The sequence below is a fragment of the Enterococcus sp. DIV1758 genome (assembly GCF_051711985.1).
GTDB classification, from domain to species: domain Bacteria; phylum Bacillota; class Bacilli; order Lactobacillales; family Enterococcaceae; genus Enterococcus; species Enterococcus faecalis.
Map to the genome: position 1 here is coordinate 1,405,852 of NZ_JBIOOA010000001.1, position 19,603 is coordinate 1,425,454.

The window sequence follows — 19,603 nt, forward strand, 5'->3', positions numbered from 1 at the left end:
GAGCTTTCCGTTCAGGACGCTCTTTCTTTATAAAATTACACGTGTTTATTCAGCATCTGCCATTTTTGCCAATTCAATTTTAATACAACGGTTCATAATAACTTGACGACCTTCATTTAATAACAAGTTCGCTGCCTCTTCATTTTCCAAACCTAGTTGGGCCCAAAAGACAGGCGCTTCTGTTTTCAATGTTTCTGCGGCCACTTCTGGCAAAAATTCACTCCGCCGAAAGACGTCAACAATATCAATCTTTTCAGGAATCTCTGTTAATGTCCCATAAACCGTTTCGCCAAGCACCGTTTCGCCTTTTAAAACTGGATTGACAGGTAACACACGATAGCCATGTTGCTGTAAAATTTCCGCAATTTTGTAACTCGTGCGGTCGGGCTTGTTACTCAAACCAACCACCGCAATATTTTTTGCTTGTTTTAAAATATCAAAAATTTGATTTTGACTTGGATTCTCAAATGTCATTCACTCAACCCCTTTTTTTCGTTCTTATTTATTATAACGCTGAGTAAAGGGTTTTGGCAAAATTATTCTCTGACTGCCGGTAAAATAATTATTGGCTTTGCCAATCTGCTGGATAAGTCACGTAGACAAAGCGGGCATCACCCGTCACTGAAAATTGAATTTTGCTACTTTTCGGGATTAAAATAATTTCACCGGCTGTTGCAGAAATTTTACGTCCGTCAATCAGTATATCCAGTTGTCCTGAAATAATATAATCAATTTCATCGTATTCTAGTGTCCAATCGAAGGTGGTATCTTTCATCACCATTAAACCGCAACCAAGGCGCGGGCTTTCTTCTAAAGAAAACAGATCTTTTGTGTAAACAATGTCCGCTGGGTTGCCTGTATCTAAGCGATCGTCTTCTGTTACGTCAATTTCGGGTAATTTGATGGACATAATTCCACTGGGATCCACTTGTTTAGTCGGCATTAATTTTTCTGTGACAATTTGTCGAACAAGCGTTTCAATCATTTCACGATTTAATTCTGTCATATTTACACCTCATTATTTCACTTCTGTTTCGGGTTTCCCTAGCATTCGATTTGCCATAAAGATAGCCACAAAAATGGCGGTAATCCCTCCAACTAATTTTCCAACAATCATTGGAAAAATCATTTCTTTTGCTACGCCTGCAGTAAAACCAAGGTGATCACCCAAAACGAAAGAAGCCGAAACAGCAAAAGCGATATTAATAATTTTTCCTCGATTATCCATGTCTTTTAACATTTGGAACATGGGAATATTGTTAGCTAATGTAGCAACCATTCCTGCAGCCGCTACTTCATTCATTCCTAAAACTTTTCCTAGTTTCATCAATGGTTTATTAAAGACTTTCGTAATCACAGCTACTAAACAGAAAGCGCCAGCTAAAGTTAAAGCAATCCCGCCAACGACTTCAATACCTTCAGTAACTGGTGCAATACCAGGAATCACTGTAATTCCTAATAATAGTTGAATCGCCCCCACAACTAAACCAAAGATAGCGACAATCACTACGCCTTGACCAAAAATTTGGAAGCCTTTAATCATGCCATTTGGCGCTAACCACAAACCTAAAATAATTAAAGCGGCAACAATAATAATTGGAATTAAGTTAGGAACAATCAATGACAATGGCATGCCAGCTGTTAAACCACCTGCTAATAAACCAAAAGGAATTGTAATAATCCCGCTCAAAACACCCGTTGCTAAGAATTGTTGGTCGTCTTTTTGGATAATGCCCAGCGCTACTGGAATTGTAAAGACTAACGTTGGTCCCATCATTGCACCTAAGATTGCCCCCGCAAATAAACCAGCTTGTGGATCATTGGCTAATTGTTGTGCTAACGCAAAGCCGCCCATATCATTAGCCAATAAGGTTGTGGCAAACATTGCTGGATCAGCACCTAGTAATTCATAGACAGGAACGACAATCGGACTTAAAAGATTGGCTAAGACAGGCGCTAAAGTGATAATCCCTACCATAGAAAGCGCTAGAGAACCCATAGCCATAATCCCTTCCTCAAATTGCTCCCCTAAACCTAGTTTGTTGCCAATACATTTATCGATTCCTCCAATAATCATGAAAAGAACCATAATATACATAATAATTTCATTAATGCTCATGTCTCGTCCTCCCTATTCTTCCTCTGTAGAATCAATGACACCAACAATCATTGCATCAATTGGGACATTCGGATCTTCTGCCGAAATACGGGCAGCATTGCCTTGACTAATTAACACTTTGTCCCCGACACCAGCTCCAGCGTTGTCAGCAGCAATTAAAAATCCTTGCTTTTCGTCCTCTTGATTCAAAATATCAACCATCATAAATTTCCAGCCATTTAATTTTTCATCTTTTCTTGTTGACCAAAGGCTACCAGTCACTTTTCCTAAAAGCATCGTTTTTCCTCCTTACGTCAGCAATTGATGTTTCCTAGCATAATCTTTCGCTAACGGGGTTAAATAGGCATTTTTACTTAAAGAAACACCTGCTTCTGTCATTCTTATCAATTGTTTTTCAGTAATGTAGGTTCGTTTGGTCTCCGCCAAAGAACGAAATTGTTTTTGACAGGCCGCCTGAAACATAGCATAATTTTCTGAATCATGATAAAAAATCATCCCAAACTGTTGGCACATGTCCACGTTTTCCTGAATCGTTTGTTTCAAACGATACTTCAATCGGGAATTTTTAGTCACTGAAGGTATTGGGGTTAAAACCAATACCGGCTTACCTTCAAATAAGAATGCTAAGATGTTTTTGACTAATTCATCCGTTTCCTGTAAATGCGCAATCGCATTTACTTGGGAAAGCGTTAGCCTCTTTACAATCAAACCTCGTGCTTGCTTCTGCTCCTTGGTTACCCAATTTACATCAGGAAAACGAACAAACATTTCTTCAGGAAATGCTTCTTTTGCTTCTGCTAAAGCCACTGAATAAGACGACGACAGCAATTGTTGACAAATTCGATCAGTAATCTGTTGAATCAAATTTTCCATTTCAGAAACGTTCATTGTCCTTCCTCCTTTTACTTAAGAATATAGCCACGAGCTCCTTTGGTTATGCCGCAAGCGTTGGCTTCATCGTAGTCAATATGCATGTACGTTGCAAATCGCGGACTGATTCGCACAACTACATCATCAAAGATTAACGGACGTGTGCCTTCCACTTTGACTTGCACAATTTGGCTATTGCTTACTTTATTTTTCAAGGCGTCTTCGGGTGTCATGTGAATATGACGTTTGGCAACAATTAAGCCGTGACTTAATGTCACAACTGCTGATCCATTCATCAGCGTGACACCTGGTGTCCCTTCTGTCTTGCCACTCTCTCTAACTGGGGCGTTAATTCCTAAAATACGTGTATCCGTCATAGAAACTTCAACTTGTGATTCGCTACGTTCAGGGCCTAAAATAACCACATTTTGAAAAAGTCCTTTAGGTCCAGCAACCGTAATTCGTTCTTTACAAACGAACTGTCCAGGTTGTGATAAATCTTTCACTTTTGTTAGTTGATATCCTGGTCCAAATAATGCATCAATCTCTTGACGAGACAAATGAACATGTCGGCCAGAAGCTTCAACTTCAAAAGTATTTTGTTGTTGTTGCTGAATTCGTTTAACAACTTCTTCAACAATTTCATTCATTGAATCCAATTTGTTCATCTCCTAGTTTCGTGATATTTCAGCCATGGTGCTAATTAATTCTGCAGCCCAAGATTGAAAAAGGCCGAACAGTTGTGATTCTCCTTTTAACTGGAGAATAATTTTATCTAGTTGTAATTGAATTTCTTTTGAGGAATAGCGCCATTGTCTCTGTTGGTTAGTTAGAATAGTTACCTTTGATTCCAAAATGACTGGCTCCATTACAAGCGACTGTTCTAAAATAAATTTCTCTAACCACAGTTGTTGTTGTTCGAAATATAACCAACCTTCTGTTGATAACGCTTCATTCGTTAAGAAAGGCAAATACAATAGATGGCTTAAGTGCCGAATCTCATAAATTGTTTCTTTTGATAAATGTTCTTGTTTTTGTTTTTGTGAGGAGGCCTTCACTGAATGAACCTCAGAAAGCAATGGGTTTGTTGAAGAGAAGCTGCTATTAATCCGATGCTCGCGTAGATAGCTTTTGGCGGCTGGCGTCAGAAAACTGCCTACAGGAAACACAAAATCCGTGCCATCTTCTAGTTCTTTTTTAAGCCTTTTGTTGCGAAGCATATCTTCTGTAATAACTGTCATAACACCCCTCCTCAATGAAAGTTTAGGACAGAAGTAATGAACCTACCTCTGCCCCAAAAAATCAAAATTATAATTCAGTTGTTGCGTGTGGTAAAATAGCGTCTACTTCTGTATGTGGACGTGGAATTACATGGACAGATAATAATTCGCCAACACGTTCTGCTGCGGCAGCACCAGCATCTGTTGCTGCTTTTACAGCACCAACGTCACCGCGAACCATTACTGTAACTAAACCGCCACCGACTTGTTCTTTTCCAATTAAAGTAACGTTTGCCGCTTTCACCATTGCATCGGCTGCTTCGACAGCACCTACTAAACCACGAGTTTCGATCATTCCTAAAGCATTTGTACTTGACATTATAATTTCCTCCTAAGATGTATGTTTTATTTTAAAAATTTGGGACAATTAGCAATTTGACTTAGGTCCCAAACCCTAAATCCAATAATTCATTTGTTTTACTCTTACTCGCTCGTTTCTTGTTAGTTTAAGCGAGCTAAAACTTGAGCCACCACGGCATTTACTAGTTCTTCTTGATTGGTTGTTTCGCAAGAAGTAGCCACAGATGTGGTTGATGTTTGACCAAATTCTTGACGAATCTCTTCTAAATCACGCACGCCATAAGCAACACGACGTAAATTGAACAGATTTTCAACCCCAATATTATCAGAAGTTGAGCTGCCACCAACTGCGCCACAGCCAAGTGTTAATGCTGGCACTAAGTTAGTTGAAGCACCAATTCCGCCAAGTGTACCAGAGGTGTTAACAAGTAAACGAGAGACGGGTTTTCTTAAGCCAAATTCACGAATGACTTCTTTGTTTTCTGTGTGAATACCCATCGTATGACCCGCACCTTCACCTTTCAAAATTTCAATTGATAACGCGCAAGCTGCTTCCCAGTTTTCAACTGTATAGAAAGCAATAATCGGCGCCAATTTTTCTCTTGAAAATGGATATTTCAAGCCTACATGTGTTTCCTCGGCAACAATTAAGCGGCGATCTTTTGGAATAGATAAACCAACTAATGAAGCAATATGTTGAACGGAACGTCCTACGATTTGCGGGTTCATTGTACCGTTTGGTCGTAAAATAAATTTAGCTAATTTGTCGGCTTCGGCTGGACTTAAGAAATACGCTCCCTGCTTAATTAACTCTTCTTTGACCGCTTCACGGTTGACAGTTTCAACAATAATTGATTGTTCCGATGCACAAATTGTACCGTTATCGAAAGTTTTTGAATCCATTATTTGTTTCACTGCATGAGGAACATTTGCGCTTCGTTCGATGTAGGCTGGTCCATTACCAGGCCCAACACCGATTGCTGGTGTTCCAGAAGAGTACGCGGCTTTAACCATTGCGTTTCCACCAGTAGCTAAAATTAAATTTGTTTCTTTATTTTTCATTAATTCGCTGGTCGCTTGCATAGTTGGCGTTTTGATGACCGAGACACAACCTTCTGGTGCCCCTGCAGCAATAGCCGCTTTTTGGATAATTTCTACTGTTTCAATAATCGATTTCAACGCATTGGGATGTGGTGAAAAAACAATGCTGTTGGCAGCTTTTAATGAAATTAATGCTTTGTAAATGACTGTTGATGTCGGGTTGGTAGAAGGAATTAATCCTGCAATTACACCAACTGGGACAGCAATTTCAGTGACTTTTTTGGCAGCATCATCATTGATCACACCAACTGTAGGTTTGTCCTTCATTTCGTCATATACTACTTTTGAAGCGAAAGCATTTTTGATGATTTTATCTTCATAGATACCAAATCCTGTTTCTTCATTGGCCATTTTCGCTAACTTTTCTCGTTGGTTAAACGTAGCCTCTGAAACTGCTTGGACAATCGCATCGATTTGTTTTTGCGAAAATGTTGCTAATACTTGCTGTGCCTCTTTGGCTTTTCTGATTAAATTTCTTGTTTCTTGGATGGAACGTAAGTCTTTATCTACTAATTCCACTCGTCTTCACTTCTTTCTATTTCAGCCATGATTGCTTGAATTAAAGCTTCTTTATTGGCAAATTTAATCTCACTTTTCTTTAAACTACTTAGGTTCATTTTGTAGGCTTGTTTGCGTAAATCAACCACGCGTTGTGTTTCTAATTTTTGGCGTGTGCCAGTGTGTTCTTCCAAGTCTGGTGTTTCAATCTCTTCTTCAATTACTTCTATTTGTTCCATCGGTTCAGGTGCTGACTTGGGTTCTGGATCTGATAAAATCACTTCCGTTTGAGCATCAACCCGTGAGATCACATGATGAGCAATTAAACAATTTAATTCTTTAGCTACTTCCGTGCCTACTTCAACGGCAGCTTGAACCGCGGCAACGTCACCAATCAGTTCCACAGTTGTTAAACCGCCATTAATAATTTCAGCTTTTAACAAAGTAACGTCGGCGGCTTTTAATGCCGCATCGGCCACACTAATGGCACCTAAAAACCCTTTGACTTCGACCATTCCTAATGCTTTCATTCAGGTCACATCCTTAATAACTCAACGGATTGTCAGCGATATTTTGAATGACTTGTTCAAACGCACTGCAAGCAGCTTTACATGCAGATTGACTACCTGTCAATAAGGCGCCCCCAAAGTTCGTTTCAGAAGGTGGGCCATAAAAGACACCCATTTGAACATCGGCAGCTTTCATTGCTGCATCTAAGCCAACCATTGCTTCTAGCGGTGGAGCAATCAGATAAGCAATCGCTTCACCTTCAGGAATATTCGCTTGTTCAGATAAAAAGCTACCCGTTCTTGACACTACATGCGCAAAATAAACAATACTGTCATCTTCGTTAGCACTATAGAAGCTGGCTTCTTCTTCAATGACTTGCGTAATGACACTCAAGCCACTATTGATTTCGGCAGGACTCGGACCAGCAATAATGCCAATCACTTCACCGGCTAATTTGGTTGAAGCATTTGCTGCGCCAGCATACATACTTTTACCGTAAACTACAGTAACATCGGCGGCTTTAGTTGCTTCATCTAATGCAACATAAGTGACATCATCACAATCGGAAGTAACAATTCCTAATGAGCGATGTTCTGGTTTCAATGATAATTCTTTTGCTAATGCCGGATCGACATTGGGAATGACTTTCATACTTAGGACATTTGCGCCTAGACGATCATTTTTCATGAGAAATCCTCCTTTATTCAGCTTCTTTTAAATCAATACCAGATTTTTTCTTGTCTAACATTTTTTTGATAATTTCGGCAATGTAGGCGCCTGCTTCAACAGCCGGTGTCCCACCTTTGTGAATATTTGAAATAACTGTCCGCCGTGCTTCTGGCATACCGACAGTTGGTTTGTAAGCAATGTAGGCACTCATAGATTCAGCTGTTACTAAACCAGGACGTTCGCCAACTAGCAAACAAACAACATCAGCGTCAGTGATTTCACCAATTTTATCCATTGCTGGCACGCGACAATATTTAACAAAAACAACATTGTCGAAATCTAAGTTGTACATGTTTAATCCTTGTTTAATTGCTGGTAGGACTTCTTTAATATTCGCTTCGATAGCTGCTGAACTAAGGCCATCCCCTACGACCATTTGGATTTTGGCTTTTGGTGTCGTATTTTTTCGAATGATTTCACTATTTTCTTCATCAAATTGACGACCATAATCTGGACGTGTTAAATATTCATCTTTACTGTTACAGATTGTTTTTGTAGAAATAAAATTCATTTCTTTTACCAAGTCTTCACTTACGTCTGAAAAGACCGCATCTTGTGCTGCCGCATGGTCCGCTCGGAAACGTAATGTTGAACTAGTCATATAACGCGTCCCTGCACGACCAACGCCTAAACGAGCTGGCGAGAAAGCTTTCATTTTTAATAGTGCTTCAGGATCTACGGCATTTTTCAATAGTAATTGTTTACGTAAATCTACTTCAGTAATGTCAGGAATTAGGCCTTCTTCAATTTCTGTCGTTTCAGTGACGTGTGTTGTGACTGGTTTTTCTTCAGCAGTCACAGTGGCAGTCGAAACCGCTTGATTGTCAGCGACCATTTCTGTTAAAATTCCGGCAATCATTTCTTTTAATTCTTTTTCGTTCATTTGTATTCTCACCTCGTTTATTTAATAAATACAGATGCATCGCCAGCGCGACTTGTTAATTTTCCGTTTTCCATTAAGCCCATTTTTTCCATCCATTCTTCAAATTCTTTAATTGGACGTAAGCCTAATGTTTCACGAATCGTCGCAGTTTCATGGAACCCAGTTGTTTGATAATTTAACATGACATCATCGCCATGAGGAATCCCCATGATATACGTACAACCAGCTGTTGCTAATAACATTGCTAAGTTTTCCATATCATTTTGATCAGCTTTCATATGGTTGGTGTAGCAGACATCACAACCCATTGAAATTCCTGTTAATTTGCCCATGAAATGATCTTCTAAACCAGCGCGGATGACTTGTTTTGAATCGTAAAGATATTCTGGTCCAATAAAGCCGACAACGGTATTTACAATATACGGATCAAATTTTTTGGCTAAGCCATAACAACGCGCTTCCATTGTCACTTGGTCTGCGCCAAAGTTCGCTTCAGAAGAAAGTTCTGAGCCTTGACCTGTTTCAAAATACATCACATTAGGACCAGCTGCTTGACCACTGTGAAGCGCTAAATCTTGTGCTTCAGCTAAAATTTCTGCATTTAAACCAAATGCTGTGTTCCCTTTTTCTGAACCAGCGATGGATTGAAAGACTAAGCCAGTTGGCGCGCCTTGACGCATGGCTTCCATTTGTGTCGTTACGTGAGCAAGCACGCAAGTTTGTGTTGGAATTTCCCATTCGCTACGGAACTCTTCAAATTTGTTTAAGATTCGTTTAACACTTTCTGTAGAATCATCAACAGGATTCAAACCAATTAAAGCATCACCGGCGCCATAAGAAAGACCTTCCATAACTGAAGCCATAATGCCATCGACATTATCGGTTGGATGGTTCGGCTGTAAACGATTTGAAAAAGTTCCGGGACGGCCAATCGTTGTGTTGGCGGTTTTTTCAATATTGATTTTTTTTGCGCCAACAATTAGATCCATGTTGGACATTAATTTACAGACAGCAGCAATCATTTCTGAAGTGAGTCCACGGGAAATTCGTTTGATATCAAAATCGGTTGTTTCCGAAGATAAGATAAATTCGCGTAATTCTGCGACTGTCCAATGTTTAATACTTTCAAAAATTCGCATATTGACTTGGTCAATAATAATGCGTGTCACTTCGTCTTCGTCATAATCAACGACGGGATTGTTAAACAAGTCATTTAAGGACAATTCTGATAAAACGACTTTCGCCGCCACGCGTTCTTCGGCTGAATTAGCAGCTACGCCAGCTAACTTGTCGCCAGACTTTTCTTCATTGGCTTTGGCTAAGACTTCTTTAACGGATGTAAATTGATAGACTTTGCCAAATAGTTTGGTTTTTAAAATCATCTTTGTGTCGCTCCTTTTTAATTAAATACTAAGGTCTTAACAATGACTGGAAGGACGGCTCCTTCTGCCACTGGTAAACCGATATCTACATAATCACCGTTTTCTACTTTGACCGAATCAAGACAGATAAACGGATAGTCTTTTGGCAGATGGGCACTTAAGGCATGCCCTAAAGCTTTCGCCATGTCTTCATCCACCATAACAATAATGGGAATTTGTTCAGCAACTAAACTAGCTAATCCTTCCACAATCCCTTGACCATAGCGTTGAATATCAGCAAATGTTGGATTGCTCATGCCTCTAATTGCTAGGGCAATCTGGGGTGTTTCTTCAATACGATGCCAATTGAGTTTTTCTTGGATTCGCTGGCCTAGTTCTGTCACAGTAAGGGTTTCATCCTCTTGCGCTAATTTTAGAATTGGGATATTTTTTACCGGCAAAATTTGCTCACGGTAAGCAATCGTGCTTCCGCTAATTTCAGCAGTGTGTGAACCTGCTCCGACGACCGTCGCTCGGATTGTTTCTGCGCTTTCTAAGACTTCTTTTTCCGAAAAAATCAGTGACTTTCTCAAGTATTTCCCTAAAAGTAAGCCGATGTCCCCATATTTAAAGAGATTCGTACTTGTCGTATTTAAGCAATCAGCCACACCACCAGAAAATGTTACAATTGGTAATTCCTCACCTTTTCGTAGTGGATGGTTGGTTACTAATAACTGGTAGAACGGACTTTGTGTCCCCAAGCCAATGCTATTTTCTAACACGGCAACTAATTCCGAAATAATTGGCAGTAAGTTTTGTTCGGTGGCTTGGTCACCAAGGTGCAAGGTTAGCCCTTTTTTATTTATAATTTCTTGAATCTTCGGAGCTATATAGGTGATTTTTTGTTGTTGATCTAATTTAATTAAGCGTCCGCCAATGTCAAAACAAGCCGTGTCAATCACTTCGCCATCTTTAAAGACAGCTAAATTTGTCGTTCCACCACCAATGTCTAAATTAACCACTGGTTTGCGTTTCGTTTCAGAATAAGTTTGAGCACCAGCGCCTTTCCCGGCAATGATACTTTCTAAATCAGGACCAGCCGTAGCAACGACAAAATCACCTGCATAGCCACTAAGTGCTCGTAGCACATTGTTGGCATTGCTTTTTCGAGCAGTTTCACCTGTGATAATTACCGCACCCATTTGAATATCTTGTTTATGAATGCCTGCTTGGCGATATTGCTCCGCTACAAACGCTTTGATAGGTTCTGCATCAATTTCTGATTGGTTAAGTAAGGGTGTAAAGATAATGTCACTTCGGTAAATGACTTTTTTATCAGAAATGCTGATACGTGGTACTGTAAACGCAGAGGCAAAATTTTCAACAGTTAATTCTGACAAGACTAATTGGGTTGTAGACGTCCCTAAATCAATCCCTACGGTTAAAAGTGTTTCCTTCGACATCGCCTGACTCGCCTCCTTTTGCATACAAAAAGGCACTTAAAGAATCGTTAGAAAATTTCTTTCTACTTTTCTTTAAGCGCCTTTGCTTAATCAATGAACAACATCACTGGTGTTCTGTTCGAAATAGAAACAGGTTTTAGTTCCCTGTTTATTGGATTCAATTGTAATTTTTCCTTTTAATTTATCTTTTACGTAGCTTTTGACAATCATCAAACCTAAACTGGTCTCGTTACTTTGATGAACGTCATAGCCTTTACCATTATCTGTAACAGTAATGGTAATCATTTTATTATCTAATGTTCCACTAAGTTTAACAACGCCACTTGTTTGTGGCTCAAATGCGTGATCAAAAATGTTTTGTAATAGTTCGTTGACAACAAGGGAAATGGTGACCATTTGTTCGCTAGAAACCATAATGGCTGGGTCAACATCCATCATCATCTCAATGGGTTGTGCGCCTTGAAAAAGATGTCTAAAATTATACATCACTGCTTCCAATGTTTGCCGTAAAGCAACGTCATCTTTGACTTGTTTTGACAGCAATTCATGGGTGGCTGCAATCGCCATAATTCGATTGACACTTTCATGAAGGACTTTCTTTGCTTCGGGGCTTTGCGTTCGCCGTTCTTGAATACGCAATAAGGAAACCACCGATTGCAAGTTATTTTTAACACGATGATGAATTTCACGAATCGCAACAGATTTGGAAATAATTTCCGCTTCTTTTTCTTTAAATTCTGTATTGTCTTGAATAATCATAATCAGTTGTTCTTCTGATGCCAACCACACTTTCCGAACCTTAAAATAATAATTAAGGTAGGTCGTTTTGCTTTCAATTGGTTGATTACTCATTTTATATTTCATTTGATACAACACATATTCAAAAGTTGTATAATCGATGGACAAATTGTCATAACTCATTCCAATGATATTGTCCCGATAACCAAGTTTGCGATAAAGCTCTTGTGCATTGTGATTGGTAATTAATAAGTGACCCGCCGCATCAAAAATCAAAACGGCTTCTGCTAATTGATCAATAAATAATGCGTCGACTTGACTAGTTGATTTCGCTACTTTTGCTAACTGGCAGTTATTTAGCTCCTCTTTTTGTAAGTCCGCTTGAATCTCTTCATCTGCCGCAATCTCGACAATAATGACACCAATCGTTCGATGTTCATTGCGAATGGGATAGATATTTTGCTTAATCAAACGATTTTCCTGAGTCACTGCTAACAAACCAATGCTATTTAAGCTAGTTTGCATGGTACGCAGAACACCAGGTTCATTTTTTAATAAAGCTTCCATCCCGACGACATCTCCGCTATATAAAGAAGTTGTTTTCGCAGGCGGCTTATGATAAACGACTAGTGCTTGTTGTGACATTTCCTTATACACATCAATAAAAACATCTGCACTTTGATAGAGTGTCGTCGAAGAAAGATAACGTGCTGTACGTTGTAATTCTTTAATGTCTGATTCTGAAAGATTGGTATATTGGTGACATAATTGCTCTAATCGTTTCATTTATTCATCATCCATTACAATCAATTCTGCAATTTCACTCATACGTGCGCGTTTGTTCATACTTAACGTACGCAACATTTGGTAGGCTTCTTCTTCCGATATATGATTTTCTTTTACAAGAATACCTTTGGCTTTTTCGATAATTTTACGTTCTTCTAATTTTAAACTTAATTTATCGATTTGATTTAGTAACAGCTGCGTTTGTTTGCCTCGTTCAATGCTCATTTCAATTGTAGGTATTAATGATTTTTCATCTAGAGGTTTAACTAAATAACCCAGTGCGCCTAATTTTTTAGCCTTGTCCGTATTTTGTACGTCACTGTATGCAGATAAAAAGACAATACTACTGGCTAGTTGGTCTTGAACAATTTTTTTACCTGCTTTTAGACCATCTAAAATTGGCATTTGAATGTCCATTAATACTAGGTCAGGTTGTGTTTTTTTACATACTTCAATTGCTTCAAAACCATCGGCCGCTTCACCGACTACTTCGTACCCTGCTTCTATCACAATATCACGAATATCGAGTCTCGTAATAGGTTCATCATCGACTATTACAATTCGTCCATCCATTTTCTTCACGCCCTTGTCCTTTCAACGCTATGTTCTGGTAATTTTACAAGTTACAGAAAAGTTTAAAATCTGTTGTAAACCTTCAATCACCGCTTGTAAGGCCGCTTCCACTGAGCTTACGTCACCAGAAATGACCACCGATCCAGAAAAACGATCAATAAAACCGATTTGGATATCTCCGCTTTTAGTCGCAATATCAACAGCGATAATTGCCGCTTCGCTCGGAGTGATTGTCAAAATACCTAGTGCATTGCTGGTGCCTTCTGGCAATCCTAATTTTGTATAAATTTCTTTATTAGGACTAGCAATGATGTGCGCTAACGTTACTTGTTTCCCAGGAACATATTCTTGAATCATTCGTTGTTTTTCTTCCAACCAGACTCGCTCCTTTAATTTAGCAAATAAAAAATCCTCAATAAAAAACGTAAAGGTTCCACTTTCGCTTTCTACTAAGGAGCTTCTTTGCTCTTAAATTTTGAAGCACGCCGTTGTGCTACCCACATTATATGTTATCGATTTCATCCTGTCAATCGCTTATAAGATAGAATTTAAAATTTTTGTCACTTCTGCTGCTGTTGGTTGGACAGGATTTGTTTTGGTGCAGCCATCCATCAATGCGCCTTCAGCTATTTTTGGGATTGCAGTTTGGACTTCTTCTTTTGGTAAACCATAATCACTAAAAGTGGCAGGCATGTTTAATTTGTGACGGAGTTGCTTGATTTGTCGAATAAATTGTTGAACACCAATCCGTGCATTGGTTGTCTGTGTATCATTTAGACAATTTGCTAACTGCGCATAACGTTTGGCTGTTGGTTCGTTGGTGACTTTGCCATTCGCTAAGCCACTGTTATATGCAATGACTTCAGGTAAGAGCATTGCATTCATTCGTCCATGTGGCACATGTAAACGCGCACCGGCCGCATGAGCAATACCGTGATTCAAGCCTAACGAAGTAACATTAAACGCCATCCCTGCCATACATGAAGCTAAATGCATATTTTCACGAGCTTCTTGGTTGCTACCCTCATTAAAGGCTATTTCTAAATTGTCGAATACCAGGCGAACGACTTTTTCGCACAACGCATCTGAAATCGGATTTGCTTCTGTTGAAACATACGCTTCAATAACATGCGTTAAGACGTCCATTCCTGTATCCGCTGTGATTTTTGGTGGCACACTCATCACTAAATTTGTATCTAAAATCGCAATTTCTGGTTGAATTTCATCCGTTACAAGCGGGATTTTCGTGCCAGTTTCTGCAACCGTAATCACTGAAAAATTCGTAACTTCTGAACCAGTTCCACTAGTTGTAGGAACCGCAATAAACTCAGCAATCTGAGTTTGCAAAGTACGTTTGCCAAAAAATTTCATTGCTTTGGCCGCATCAATAGCGGATCCCCCACCTAAAGCTAATATCGTATCTCCTTGAAATGTCGCTAACTGCTTAATTCCCGCAGCGATTTTATCAATTGGTGGATCGGGGATGATGTCACTAAAAATTTGCCATTCACTTTTTGTTAAATGCTTTGTCACTTCATTCACAAATCCAGAGTCAACCATGAATGGATCTGTGACAATGAAAACACGTTTATCATGAAGTGTTTCCAAATTGGCTAATGCGCCTTCTCCTACCCATAGTTCGGTAGGGAAATGAATTGTTTTCATCTAAATTCCTCCTTAATAAAATACAAAAAGACACTTCAAACAAACGAAAAATCATCTGTCTGAAGCGTCTTTGCTTCCTTATGTATACGCCATTGTACACGAAACCTTATCCATAGAGTACAACGCCTTTAATTAATTGTCAATAAAAAAAGGGAATATAGCAGTACGTCATTGTACCTGAAATCTCCTTCAACATTGAAAGACCAGCCCAAAATTCCCAAAAGCACTTCCTCGTGCCATTAATTGGATTAATACAAATATCTTGGGCTGGATTTTCAACACAAGCGTTGTTAAGAAACATCCTGTTTTGCCTCGAAACAGCATGCCCAATAATGAAAAAATGAAAAGACCTGACTTAAAAGCAACCTTGCTTCTTCACAGTGGCGGGACCGTGCCAGATTCTCACTGGCTTCCATTCATATTTTTCATAAAATATTCGTTTAATCTATCTGAAATTTACCATAAGTTTTTTAGAAAAGCAACTGTTTACAATCCATCCTCTTTAATTTTATGGAAAACCTTTTCGCTTCGTTCATAAAAAACATCAGGTCGTTGTGCTTGAACATTTAAATAGCGAGCCAACGCATAAAAATAATCTGATAAACGATTGGTAAAAATTAATACCTCTTCGTTAATTTTGGCTGTCCAATTTAAACGAACAATGATGCGTTCTGCGCGCCGTGCAATCGTCCGAGCCACATGAACCATACTGGCTGCTGAGGTTCCGCCAGGTAAAATAAAACGATCAATATCTGGTGATTGTGCAGTGTAGAAATCAATCCGCTGTTCTAGCCAATGGACACTTTCCTTTTGTAATTTAAATGGTCGTTGTGCTTCAATCGGTGTTGACAAATCTGTTCCCGCATCAAAAAGTAAATGTTGTAAAGCTTCTAGTTCTTCTTTAATTTCTTGATTTTCTTGTGGAAGTTGGCTGATAATGTAGCCGACCCAAGAATTCAATTCATCAATTGTTCCATAACTTTCAACTCGATCAGAATCCTTAGCGACGGTTGAGCTGCCGACTAATTTCGTCATTCCCTTATCGCCAGTTTTTGTATAAATTTTCATTCTGCTTCATCCTCCTCTAAATAATCTACTAATTCTTGCAAGCCAATTTTTTCAACAGAAGAAATTTCAAAAATTCTTGTTGCACCCGCACTTTTTAATTGTTGCCGAACAATCTCTAACTGCTGAGAATCTTGTGCTAAATCAATCTTGGTTAAAATACCAATGATTTCTTTCGGGAAAATACTACCAAATCCTGGTGAAAAAACTTGTTGTGTTTCTACAGCACTTTGAACCAAACCGATCACATCTGCTTCTGCCGCTGTGACGTTTAATGCATTATAATATTGCCGATGCAAAATAAACTCGCCCGGTGTATCAATCATTTCTGTATGAAATTCCACCGCCTGTGTTTTATCATAAATTAATTCTTTGCCTTGCAGAGCTTGACATAACGTGGTTTTGCCACAACCGATAGCTCCCATTAAAATGATTCGTTTCATCGCTACCTCCATAAAAAAGGAGCCCAAAGCAAGTACCATCACGTACTTAGTCTTGGGCTCCTTTGCCGATTTGTTAAAACACGCCATTGTGTTTCTGATTCTTTGCCTTTATCTTACCTGTTTCCAAAAAACTTGTCAAAGTTATTGGATAGTTTCCCAAACTTTATGTTGTTTCTGAAAATAGGAAACAATATCTGTTTCAAAAATCGTTTGTAAAAATTCTTTTGAAGCCAACGTTTGAAAATCACCTTGCGCGGCCACTTTCCCTTGCTTCATAAACACAATTTTTTCACTCAGCGTTAACGCTAAACGGATATCATGAAACACCCCGATTAACGTTTTCCCTTCTTGCGCACTCCACTCATTTAACTGCTGAATCAATTCTTGTTGATACCGAATATCCAAATGATTATTGGGTTCATCCAATAAAATAATTTCTGGATCTTGTACAAATAATTTAGCCAAAAATACTCGTTGTTGTTGTCCTCCTGAAAGCTGATTGACAACTTTATCTTTTAAAGGCAATAAACCCGTGCGTTCTAAATAATAAAGGACTCGTTCTTTTTCTTGTTTAGAAACAATAGGTAAAAAACGTTGTGCTTGTTGTCGATACGCCCCCATCAAAACTGTTTCGTAAACCGTATAATCAAAAGCAACTGTCGTGAATTGACTCATCATCGCTACTTTCGTTGCCAATTCCTTCCGCTTTTGTCCATGAACTTCTTGACCATCAATTAAAACAGAACCACTATAAGGGACAAGTCCGGCAATCGTTTTTAAAAGTGTCGTTTTACCGCAACCATTTGGACCTAAAATACAAGTTTTACTACCTGTCGGAAAAACGAGGGAAATATCTTTTAAAATAGGGGTTTGTTGGAGCGTTACAGCTGTTTCTTTTAATTCAATCATGCAGCAACGCCCCTTTTTTTAAAGTAAATATACAAGAAGAATGGCGCTCCAATCAAGGCTGTTACGGCCCCGATGGGAATTTCTCTTGGTGATAAAATCGTGCGAGCAATTGTGTCCCCTATTACCATGATGGTCCCACCTAAGATTGCTGAACCGGGAATCAGCCAGCGATGAGTCGCCCCTAGATAGCGACGGACAATATGTGGTGCTATTAAATCAACAAAACCAATCACACCGACAAATGAAACCGCACTTCCTGCTAGTAAACTAGCCAAAAGAATAATGCGTAGTTTTGCTGTTTTGACTTCTACTCCCGCTAACATCGCATGTTCTTCTCCTAAGCCAAGAACATCCAATGCGTTGGCATCAAACCAAAGAAACAGACTACTGACAAGCAAGATTGGACAATAAATAGCAATTTTTTGCCAATTACTGCCAGAAAAACTACCCATTTGCCAAAAGACTAATTGTTTCAAATAATCTTGGAAAAGTGCTGTAATCAACGTCAAAATAGCACCGACAAACAAGGTCATAATCATCCCCACTAAAACAACTGTTTGATTGGACATTTGACTATCCATTGTTTGCGTAAATAACAAAACTAAAAAGACCGTTGCTAAGCCAAAGATAAAACCAGTTAAAGGCAATAAAAATGCCCCTAAGATCGAAGCAGTTACTCCAGTTACCATGATTAACGCAGCGCCTAAGGATGCTCCCGCTGATACGCCCAAAGTATACGAAGAAGCTAAAGGATTACCTAAGAGCGATTGCATCACCGTGCCACTTACTGCTAAGCCTGCGCCCACGAGATAGGCCATCACGACACGCGGTAACCGAACATTCCAGATGATTCCCTCTAAAATCCCGTCTTCTGAAACCGTCTTTTTCACTAAAATTTGAAGCAAATCCGTAAACGAAATCTGAACACTTCCAATTTTAATACCCAAAAAGAGCATGCTCATACTGATCAAGAGCATCAGTATGAGACACGTTTTTTTACTCATCTTTTAAATCCTTATATTCCTCTGGATAAACAGCTTTTGCCATTTGTTTTAATGCTTTGGTAATGTGGTTATTTGGTAAAGAGCTAGACATATTATCAATTTCGAAAACTTCTTTGTTTTGAACTGCTGGAACGCTTTCCCAGTTTTTACGAGCTAAAATTTCTTTGGCGGGATCTTTCATATAGTTAACATTGGTTAAAATGATTTCTGGTTTTGCAGCAATGGCCGCTTCTTCTGTCACTGGTAACCAGCCTTTTTCATTTGCCAAAACATTTTTTGCCCCAATTGTTTCAATCATTTCATTTAAAAATGTCCCATTACCAAAACTATAAATGTCTGGTAAGGCAGCCACTTCAAACAAAACAGTTTTTGGTTTTTTAATGGTTTTACCAATTTTGGCTACTTCGTCGATTTCTTGATCCATTGTTTTGATTAACTTTTGTCCTTTTTCATGTTCAGATAAGCTATCCGCGATGAATTGGACGTCTTCTTTGATTGCTTTGATACTTGTACTAGTGGGGATATTAACGACTGTAATTCCAGCATCTTCCACTTGTTTCCAAACACTTTCTGAGCTAGCTAAATTGATGTCATTCACATAAACAATTTGTGGTTTCAAGGCAATCAATTTTTCGGCATCGACAGCCATCATATCCATTTGTGGTAATTTTTTTAAATCAGTCATCATTGTGCTACTTTGAGTATCAACTGCGATTAATTGATCGGTTTTACCTAAGTCTTCAATCACTTCTGTTGTTGATGGCACTAGAGAAATAATTTTGGTTGCTTCTTTGGGTAAAGTAATTTCTTTGCCGCTACGGTCTTTGGTTGGTAACGTTACTTCTGTTTTTTCAGAAGAGGTAGTTGCTTTCTTTTCCTGTTTACCACACCCTGCTAATCCAAGTGTTGCTACTAAACCTAAAGTCATCATTGTTAAAGTAAATTTTTTCATTTTTTCATCCTCGCATTCGTCTATTTTATTTTGGGGAAAATTTTCTGAAATGAACCTCCTTTGTCTCAACGTCAAAACAATACAAAAAAACCACTTTTTTCTCCAATAGAAAAAAAGCAGTCACTTAACTATGCTAATGATATACTCAGCCAGTTATCTTCAAAGCCCCTTCTTTTTCCTACAAAAGAATGATTAGACTTATCAAGCCGGTATCCTGACTTAGCTTCTTCTTACTCCCAATCCTTCCAGAATAATCTGTGGTCTTATTGGTTTCATCCACCATACAGTAGGTAGGTCTGTAGAGGATTCGCACCTCTTTCCCTGACACTTCATAAGTACATATATATTGTATCT

At 38.8% G+C, this 19,603-nt stretch carries 23 protein-coding genes and 2 riboswitches; all 23 genes read right to left on the reverse strand.

The features are described 5' to 3' along the window. Window positions 1-45 precede the first annotated feature (45 nt). On the reverse strand, window positions 46-474 hold the full coding sequence (locus tag IGJ52_RS06890; protein ID WP_002363980.1) for a CoA-binding protein: 429 nt from the start codon (window positions 472-474) through the stop codon (window positions 46-48). Between the two features lie 88 nt (window positions 475-562). Then, window positions 563-1,006 (reverse strand): ethanolamine utilization protein EutQ, encoded by a 444-nt coding sequence (locus tag IGJ52_RS06895; RefSeq protein WP_002357522.1) that lies wholly within the window; start codon window positions 1,004-1,006, stop codon window positions 563-565. A gap of 12 nt (window positions 1,007-1,018) precedes the next feature. Then, on the reverse strand, window positions 1,019-2,119 hold the full coding sequence (gene eutH / locus IGJ52_RS06900; RefSeq protein ID WP_002379468.1) for an ethanolamine utilization protein EutH: 1,101 nt from the start codon (window positions 2,117-2,119) through the stop codon (window positions 1,019-1,021). A 12-nt stretch (window positions 2,120-2,131) separates the two neighbouring features. Further along, window positions 2,132-2,395, reverse strand: coding sequence for a EutN/CcmL family microcompartment protein (locus tag IGJ52_RS06905; RefSeq protein WP_002357519.1), 264 nt, complete (start codon window positions 2,393-2,395; stop codon window positions 2,132-2,134). A gap of 12 nt (window positions 2,396-2,407) precedes the next feature. Continuing rightward, on the reverse strand, window positions 2,408-3,007 hold the full coding sequence (locus IGJ52_RS06910) for a TIGR02536 family ethanolamine utilization protein (protein ID WP_192444614.1): 600 nt from the start codon (window positions 3,005-3,007) through the stop codon (window positions 2,408-2,410). Between the two features lie 14 nt (window positions 3,008-3,021). Then, on the reverse strand, window positions 3,022-3,657 hold the full coding sequence (gene eutD, locus IGJ52_RS06915; protein WP_438791988.1) for an ethanolamine utilization phosphate acetyltransferase EutD: 636 nt from the start codon (window positions 3,655-3,657) through the stop codon (window positions 3,022-3,024). A 3-nt stretch (window positions 3,658-3,660) separates the two neighbouring features. Next, a complete protein-coding gene (locus IGJ52_RS06920; RefSeq protein WP_002420176.1) occupies window positions 3,661-4,230 on the reverse strand; it encodes a hypothetical protein in 570 nt (189 codons plus the stop codon). 67 nt (window positions 4,231-4,297) lie between these two features. Next, complete coding sequence (locus IGJ52_RS06925) at window positions 4,298-4,588, reverse strand: BMC domain-containing protein (RefSeq protein ID WP_002357513.1); 291 nt, start codon at window positions 4,586-4,588, stop codon at window positions 4,298-4,300. Between the two features lie 122 nt (window positions 4,589-4,710). Then, window positions 4,711-6,189 (reverse strand): acetaldehyde dehydrogenase (acetylating), encoded by a 1,479-nt coding sequence (locus IGJ52_RS06930; RefSeq protein ID WP_002371118.1) that lies wholly within the window; start codon window positions 6,187-6,189, stop codon window positions 4,711-4,713. Beyond that, window positions 6,180-6,698: a BMC domain-containing protein gene (locus IGJ52_RS06935; RefSeq protein WP_002360254.1), complete on the reverse strand. Its 519-nt coding sequence runs from the start codon at window positions 6,696-6,698 to the stop codon at window positions 6,180-6,182. The genes IGJ52_RS06930 and IGJ52_RS06935 overlap by 10 nt, the downstream gene beginning before the upstream one ends. Window positions 6,699-6,711: 13 nt before the next feature. Then, window positions 6,712-7,365, reverse strand: coding sequence for an ethanolamine utilization microcompartment protein EutL (gene eutL, locus IGJ52_RS06940; protein WP_010715225.1), 654 nt, complete (start codon window positions 7,363-7,365; stop codon window positions 6,712-6,714). Window positions 7,366-7,378: 13 nt separating this feature from the next. After that, complete coding sequence (gene eutC / locus IGJ52_RS06945; RefSeq protein WP_002363986.1) at window positions 7,379-8,290, reverse strand: ethanolamine ammonia-lyase subunit EutC; 912 nt, start codon at window positions 8,288-8,290, stop codon at window positions 7,379-7,381. A gap of 17 nt (window positions 8,291-8,307) precedes the next feature. Beyond that, on the reverse strand, window positions 8,308-9,672 hold the full coding sequence (locus tag IGJ52_RS06950) for an ethanolamine ammonia-lyase subunit EutB (protein WP_002357506.1): 1,365 nt from the start codon (window positions 9,670-9,672) through the stop codon (window positions 8,308-8,310). Between the two features lie 17 nt (window positions 9,673-9,689). After that, window positions 9,690-11,138, reverse strand: coding sequence for an ethanolamine ammonia-lyase reactivating factor EutA (gene eutA, locus IGJ52_RS06955; protein ID WP_002382341.1), 1,449 nt, complete (start codon window positions 11,136-11,138; stop codon window positions 9,690-9,692). Window positions 11,139-11,204: 66 nt separating this feature from the next. Then, window positions 11,205-12,638 (reverse strand): sensor histidine kinase, encoded by a 1,434-nt coding sequence (locus tag IGJ52_RS06960; protein ID WP_002357504.1) that lies wholly within the window; start codon window positions 12,636-12,638, stop codon window positions 11,205-11,207. Then, a complete protein-coding gene (locus IGJ52_RS06965) occupies window positions 12,639-13,211 on the reverse strand; it encodes an ANTAR domain-containing response regulator (RefSeq protein WP_002357503.1) in 573 nt (190 codons plus the stop codon). Between the two features lie 27 nt (window positions 13,212-13,238). Beyond that, on the reverse strand, window positions 13,239-13,586 hold the full coding sequence (gene eutS, locus IGJ52_RS06970) for an ethanolamine utilization microcompartment protein EutS (protein WP_002345864.1): 348 nt from the start codon (window positions 13,584-13,586) through the stop codon (window positions 13,239-13,241). A gap of 159 nt (window positions 13,587-13,745) precedes the next feature. Beyond that, window positions 13,746-14,876 carry a 1-propanol dehydrogenase PduQ gene (locus IGJ52_RS06975; RefSeq protein WP_002420173.1) on the reverse strand — a complete coding sequence of 377 codons (1,131 nt, stop codon included), beginning with the start codon at window positions 14,874-14,876 and terminating at the stop codon, window positions 13,746-13,748. 292 nt (window positions 14,877-15,168) lie between these two features. After that, a riboswitch (adenosylcobalamin (AdoCbl) riboswitch) is annotated at window positions 15,169-15,318 on the reverse strand. Between the two features lie 44 nt (window positions 15,319-15,362). Further along, window positions 15,363-15,944 (reverse strand): cob(I)yrinic acid a,c-diamide adenosyltransferase, encoded by a 582-nt coding sequence (locus tag IGJ52_RS06980; protein ID WP_002408470.1) that lies wholly within the window; start codon window positions 15,942-15,944, stop codon window positions 15,363-15,365. Next, window positions 15,941-16,384 (reverse strand): EutP/PduV family microcompartment system protein, encoded by a 444-nt coding sequence (locus tag IGJ52_RS06985; RefSeq protein ID WP_002363995.1) that lies wholly within the window; start codon window positions 16,382-16,384, stop codon window positions 15,941-15,943. Before IGJ52_RS06985 ends, IGJ52_RS06980 begins: the two co-directional genes overlap by 4 nt. A 141-nt stretch (window positions 16,385-16,525) precedes the next feature. After that, window positions 16,526-17,293 carry an ABC transporter ATP-binding protein gene (locus IGJ52_RS06990; RefSeq protein ID WP_002365688.1) on the reverse strand — a complete coding sequence of 256 codons (768 nt, stop codon included), beginning with the start codon at window positions 17,291-17,293 and terminating at the stop codon, window positions 16,526-16,528. Continuing rightward, window positions 17,290-18,297: a FecCD family ABC transporter permease gene (locus tag IGJ52_RS06995; protein WP_002381878.1), complete on the reverse strand. Its 1,008-nt coding sequence runs from the start codon at window positions 18,295-18,297 to the stop codon at window positions 17,290-17,292. The genes IGJ52_RS06990 and IGJ52_RS06995 overlap by 4 nt, the downstream gene beginning before the upstream one ends. Beyond that, a complete protein-coding gene (locus tag IGJ52_RS07000; protein WP_438792184.1) occupies window positions 18,290-19,318 on the reverse strand; it encodes an ABC transporter substrate-binding protein in 1,029 nt (342 codons plus the stop codon). The genes IGJ52_RS06995 and IGJ52_RS07000 overlap by 8 nt, the downstream gene beginning before the upstream one ends. Window positions 19,319-19,436: 118 nt before the next feature. Further along, a riboswitch (cobalamin riboswitch) is annotated at window positions 19,437-19,596 on the reverse strand. Window positions 19,597-19,603 lie beyond the last annotated feature (7 nt).

Bases quoted from the DNA above. Each gene is read 5' to 3' on its own strand.
- IGJ52_RS06890 (WP_002363980.1), bottom strand. From the start codon at position 474: ATGACATTTGAGAATCCAAGTCAAAATCAAATTTTTGATATTTTAAAA.
- IGJ52_RS06895 (WP_002357522.1), bottom strand. From the start codon at position 1,006: ATGACAGAATTAAATCGTGAAATGATTGAAACGCTTGTTCGACAAATT.
- eutH (WP_002379468.1), bottom strand. From the start codon at position 2,119: ATGAGCATTAATGAAATTATTATGTATATTATGGTTCTTTTCATGATT.
- IGJ52_RS06905 (WP_002357519.1), bottom strand. From the start codon at position 2,395: ATGCTTTTAGGAAAAGTGACTGGTAGCCTTTGGTCAACAAGAAAAGAT.
- IGJ52_RS06910 (WP_192444614.1), bottom strand. From the start codon at position 3,007: ATGAACGTTTCTGAAATGGAAAATTTGATTCAACAGATTACTGATCGA.
- eutD (WP_438791988.1), bottom strand. From the start codon at position 3,657: ATGAACAAATTGGATTCAATGAATGAAATTGTTGAAGAAGTTGTTAAA.
- IGJ52_RS06920 (WP_002420176.1), bottom strand. From the start codon at position 4,230: ATGACAGTTATTACAGAAGATATGCTTCGCAACAAAAGGCTTAAAAAA.
- IGJ52_RS06925 (WP_002357513.1), bottom strand. From the start codon at position 4,588: ATGTCAAGTACAAATGCTTTAGGAATGATCGAAACTCGTGGTTTAGTA.
- IGJ52_RS06935 (WP_002360254.1), bottom strand. From the start codon at position 6,698: ATGAAAGCATTAGGAATGGTCGAAGTCAAAGGGTTTTTAGGTGCCATT.
- eutL (WP_010715225.1), bottom strand. From the start codon at position 7,365: ATGAAAAATGATCGTCTAGGCGCAAATGTCCTAAGTATGAAAGTCATT.
- eutC (WP_002363986.1), bottom strand. From the start codon at position 8,290: ATGAACGAAAAAGAATTAAAAGAAATGATTGCCGGAATTTTAACAGAA.
- IGJ52_RS06950 (WP_002357506.1), bottom strand. From the start codon at position 9,672: ATGATTTTAAAAACCAAACTATTTGGCAAAGTCTATCAATTTACATCC.
- eutA (WP_002382341.1), bottom strand. From the start codon at position 11,138: ATGCAAAAGGAGGCGAGTCAGGCGATGTCGAAGGAAACACTTTTAACC.
- IGJ52_RS06960 (WP_002357504.1), bottom strand. From the start codon at position 12,638: ATGAAACGATTAGAGCAATTATGTCACCAATATACCAATCTTTCAGAA.
- IGJ52_RS06965 (WP_002357503.1), bottom strand. From the start codon at position 13,211: ATGGATGGACGAATTGTAATAGTCGATGATGAACCTATTACGAGACTC.
- IGJ52_RS06975 (WP_002420173.1), bottom strand. From the start codon at position 14,876: ATGAAAACAATTCATTTCCCTACCGAACTATGGGTAGGAGAAGGCGCA.
- IGJ52_RS06980 (WP_002408470.1), bottom strand. From the start codon at position 15,944: ATGAAAATTTATACAAAAACTGGCGATAAGGGAATGACGAAATTAGTC.
- IGJ52_RS06985 (WP_002363995.1), bottom strand. From the start codon at position 16,384: ATGAAACGAATCATTTTAATGGGAGCTATCGGTTGTGGCAAAACCACG.
- IGJ52_RS06990 (WP_002365688.1), bottom strand. From the start codon at position 17,293: ATGATTGAATTAAAAGAAACAGCTGTAACGCTCCAACAAACCCCTATT.
- IGJ52_RS06995 (WP_002381878.1), bottom strand. From the start codon at position 18,297: ATGAGTAAAAAAACGTGTCTCATACTGATGCTCTTGATCAGTATGAGC.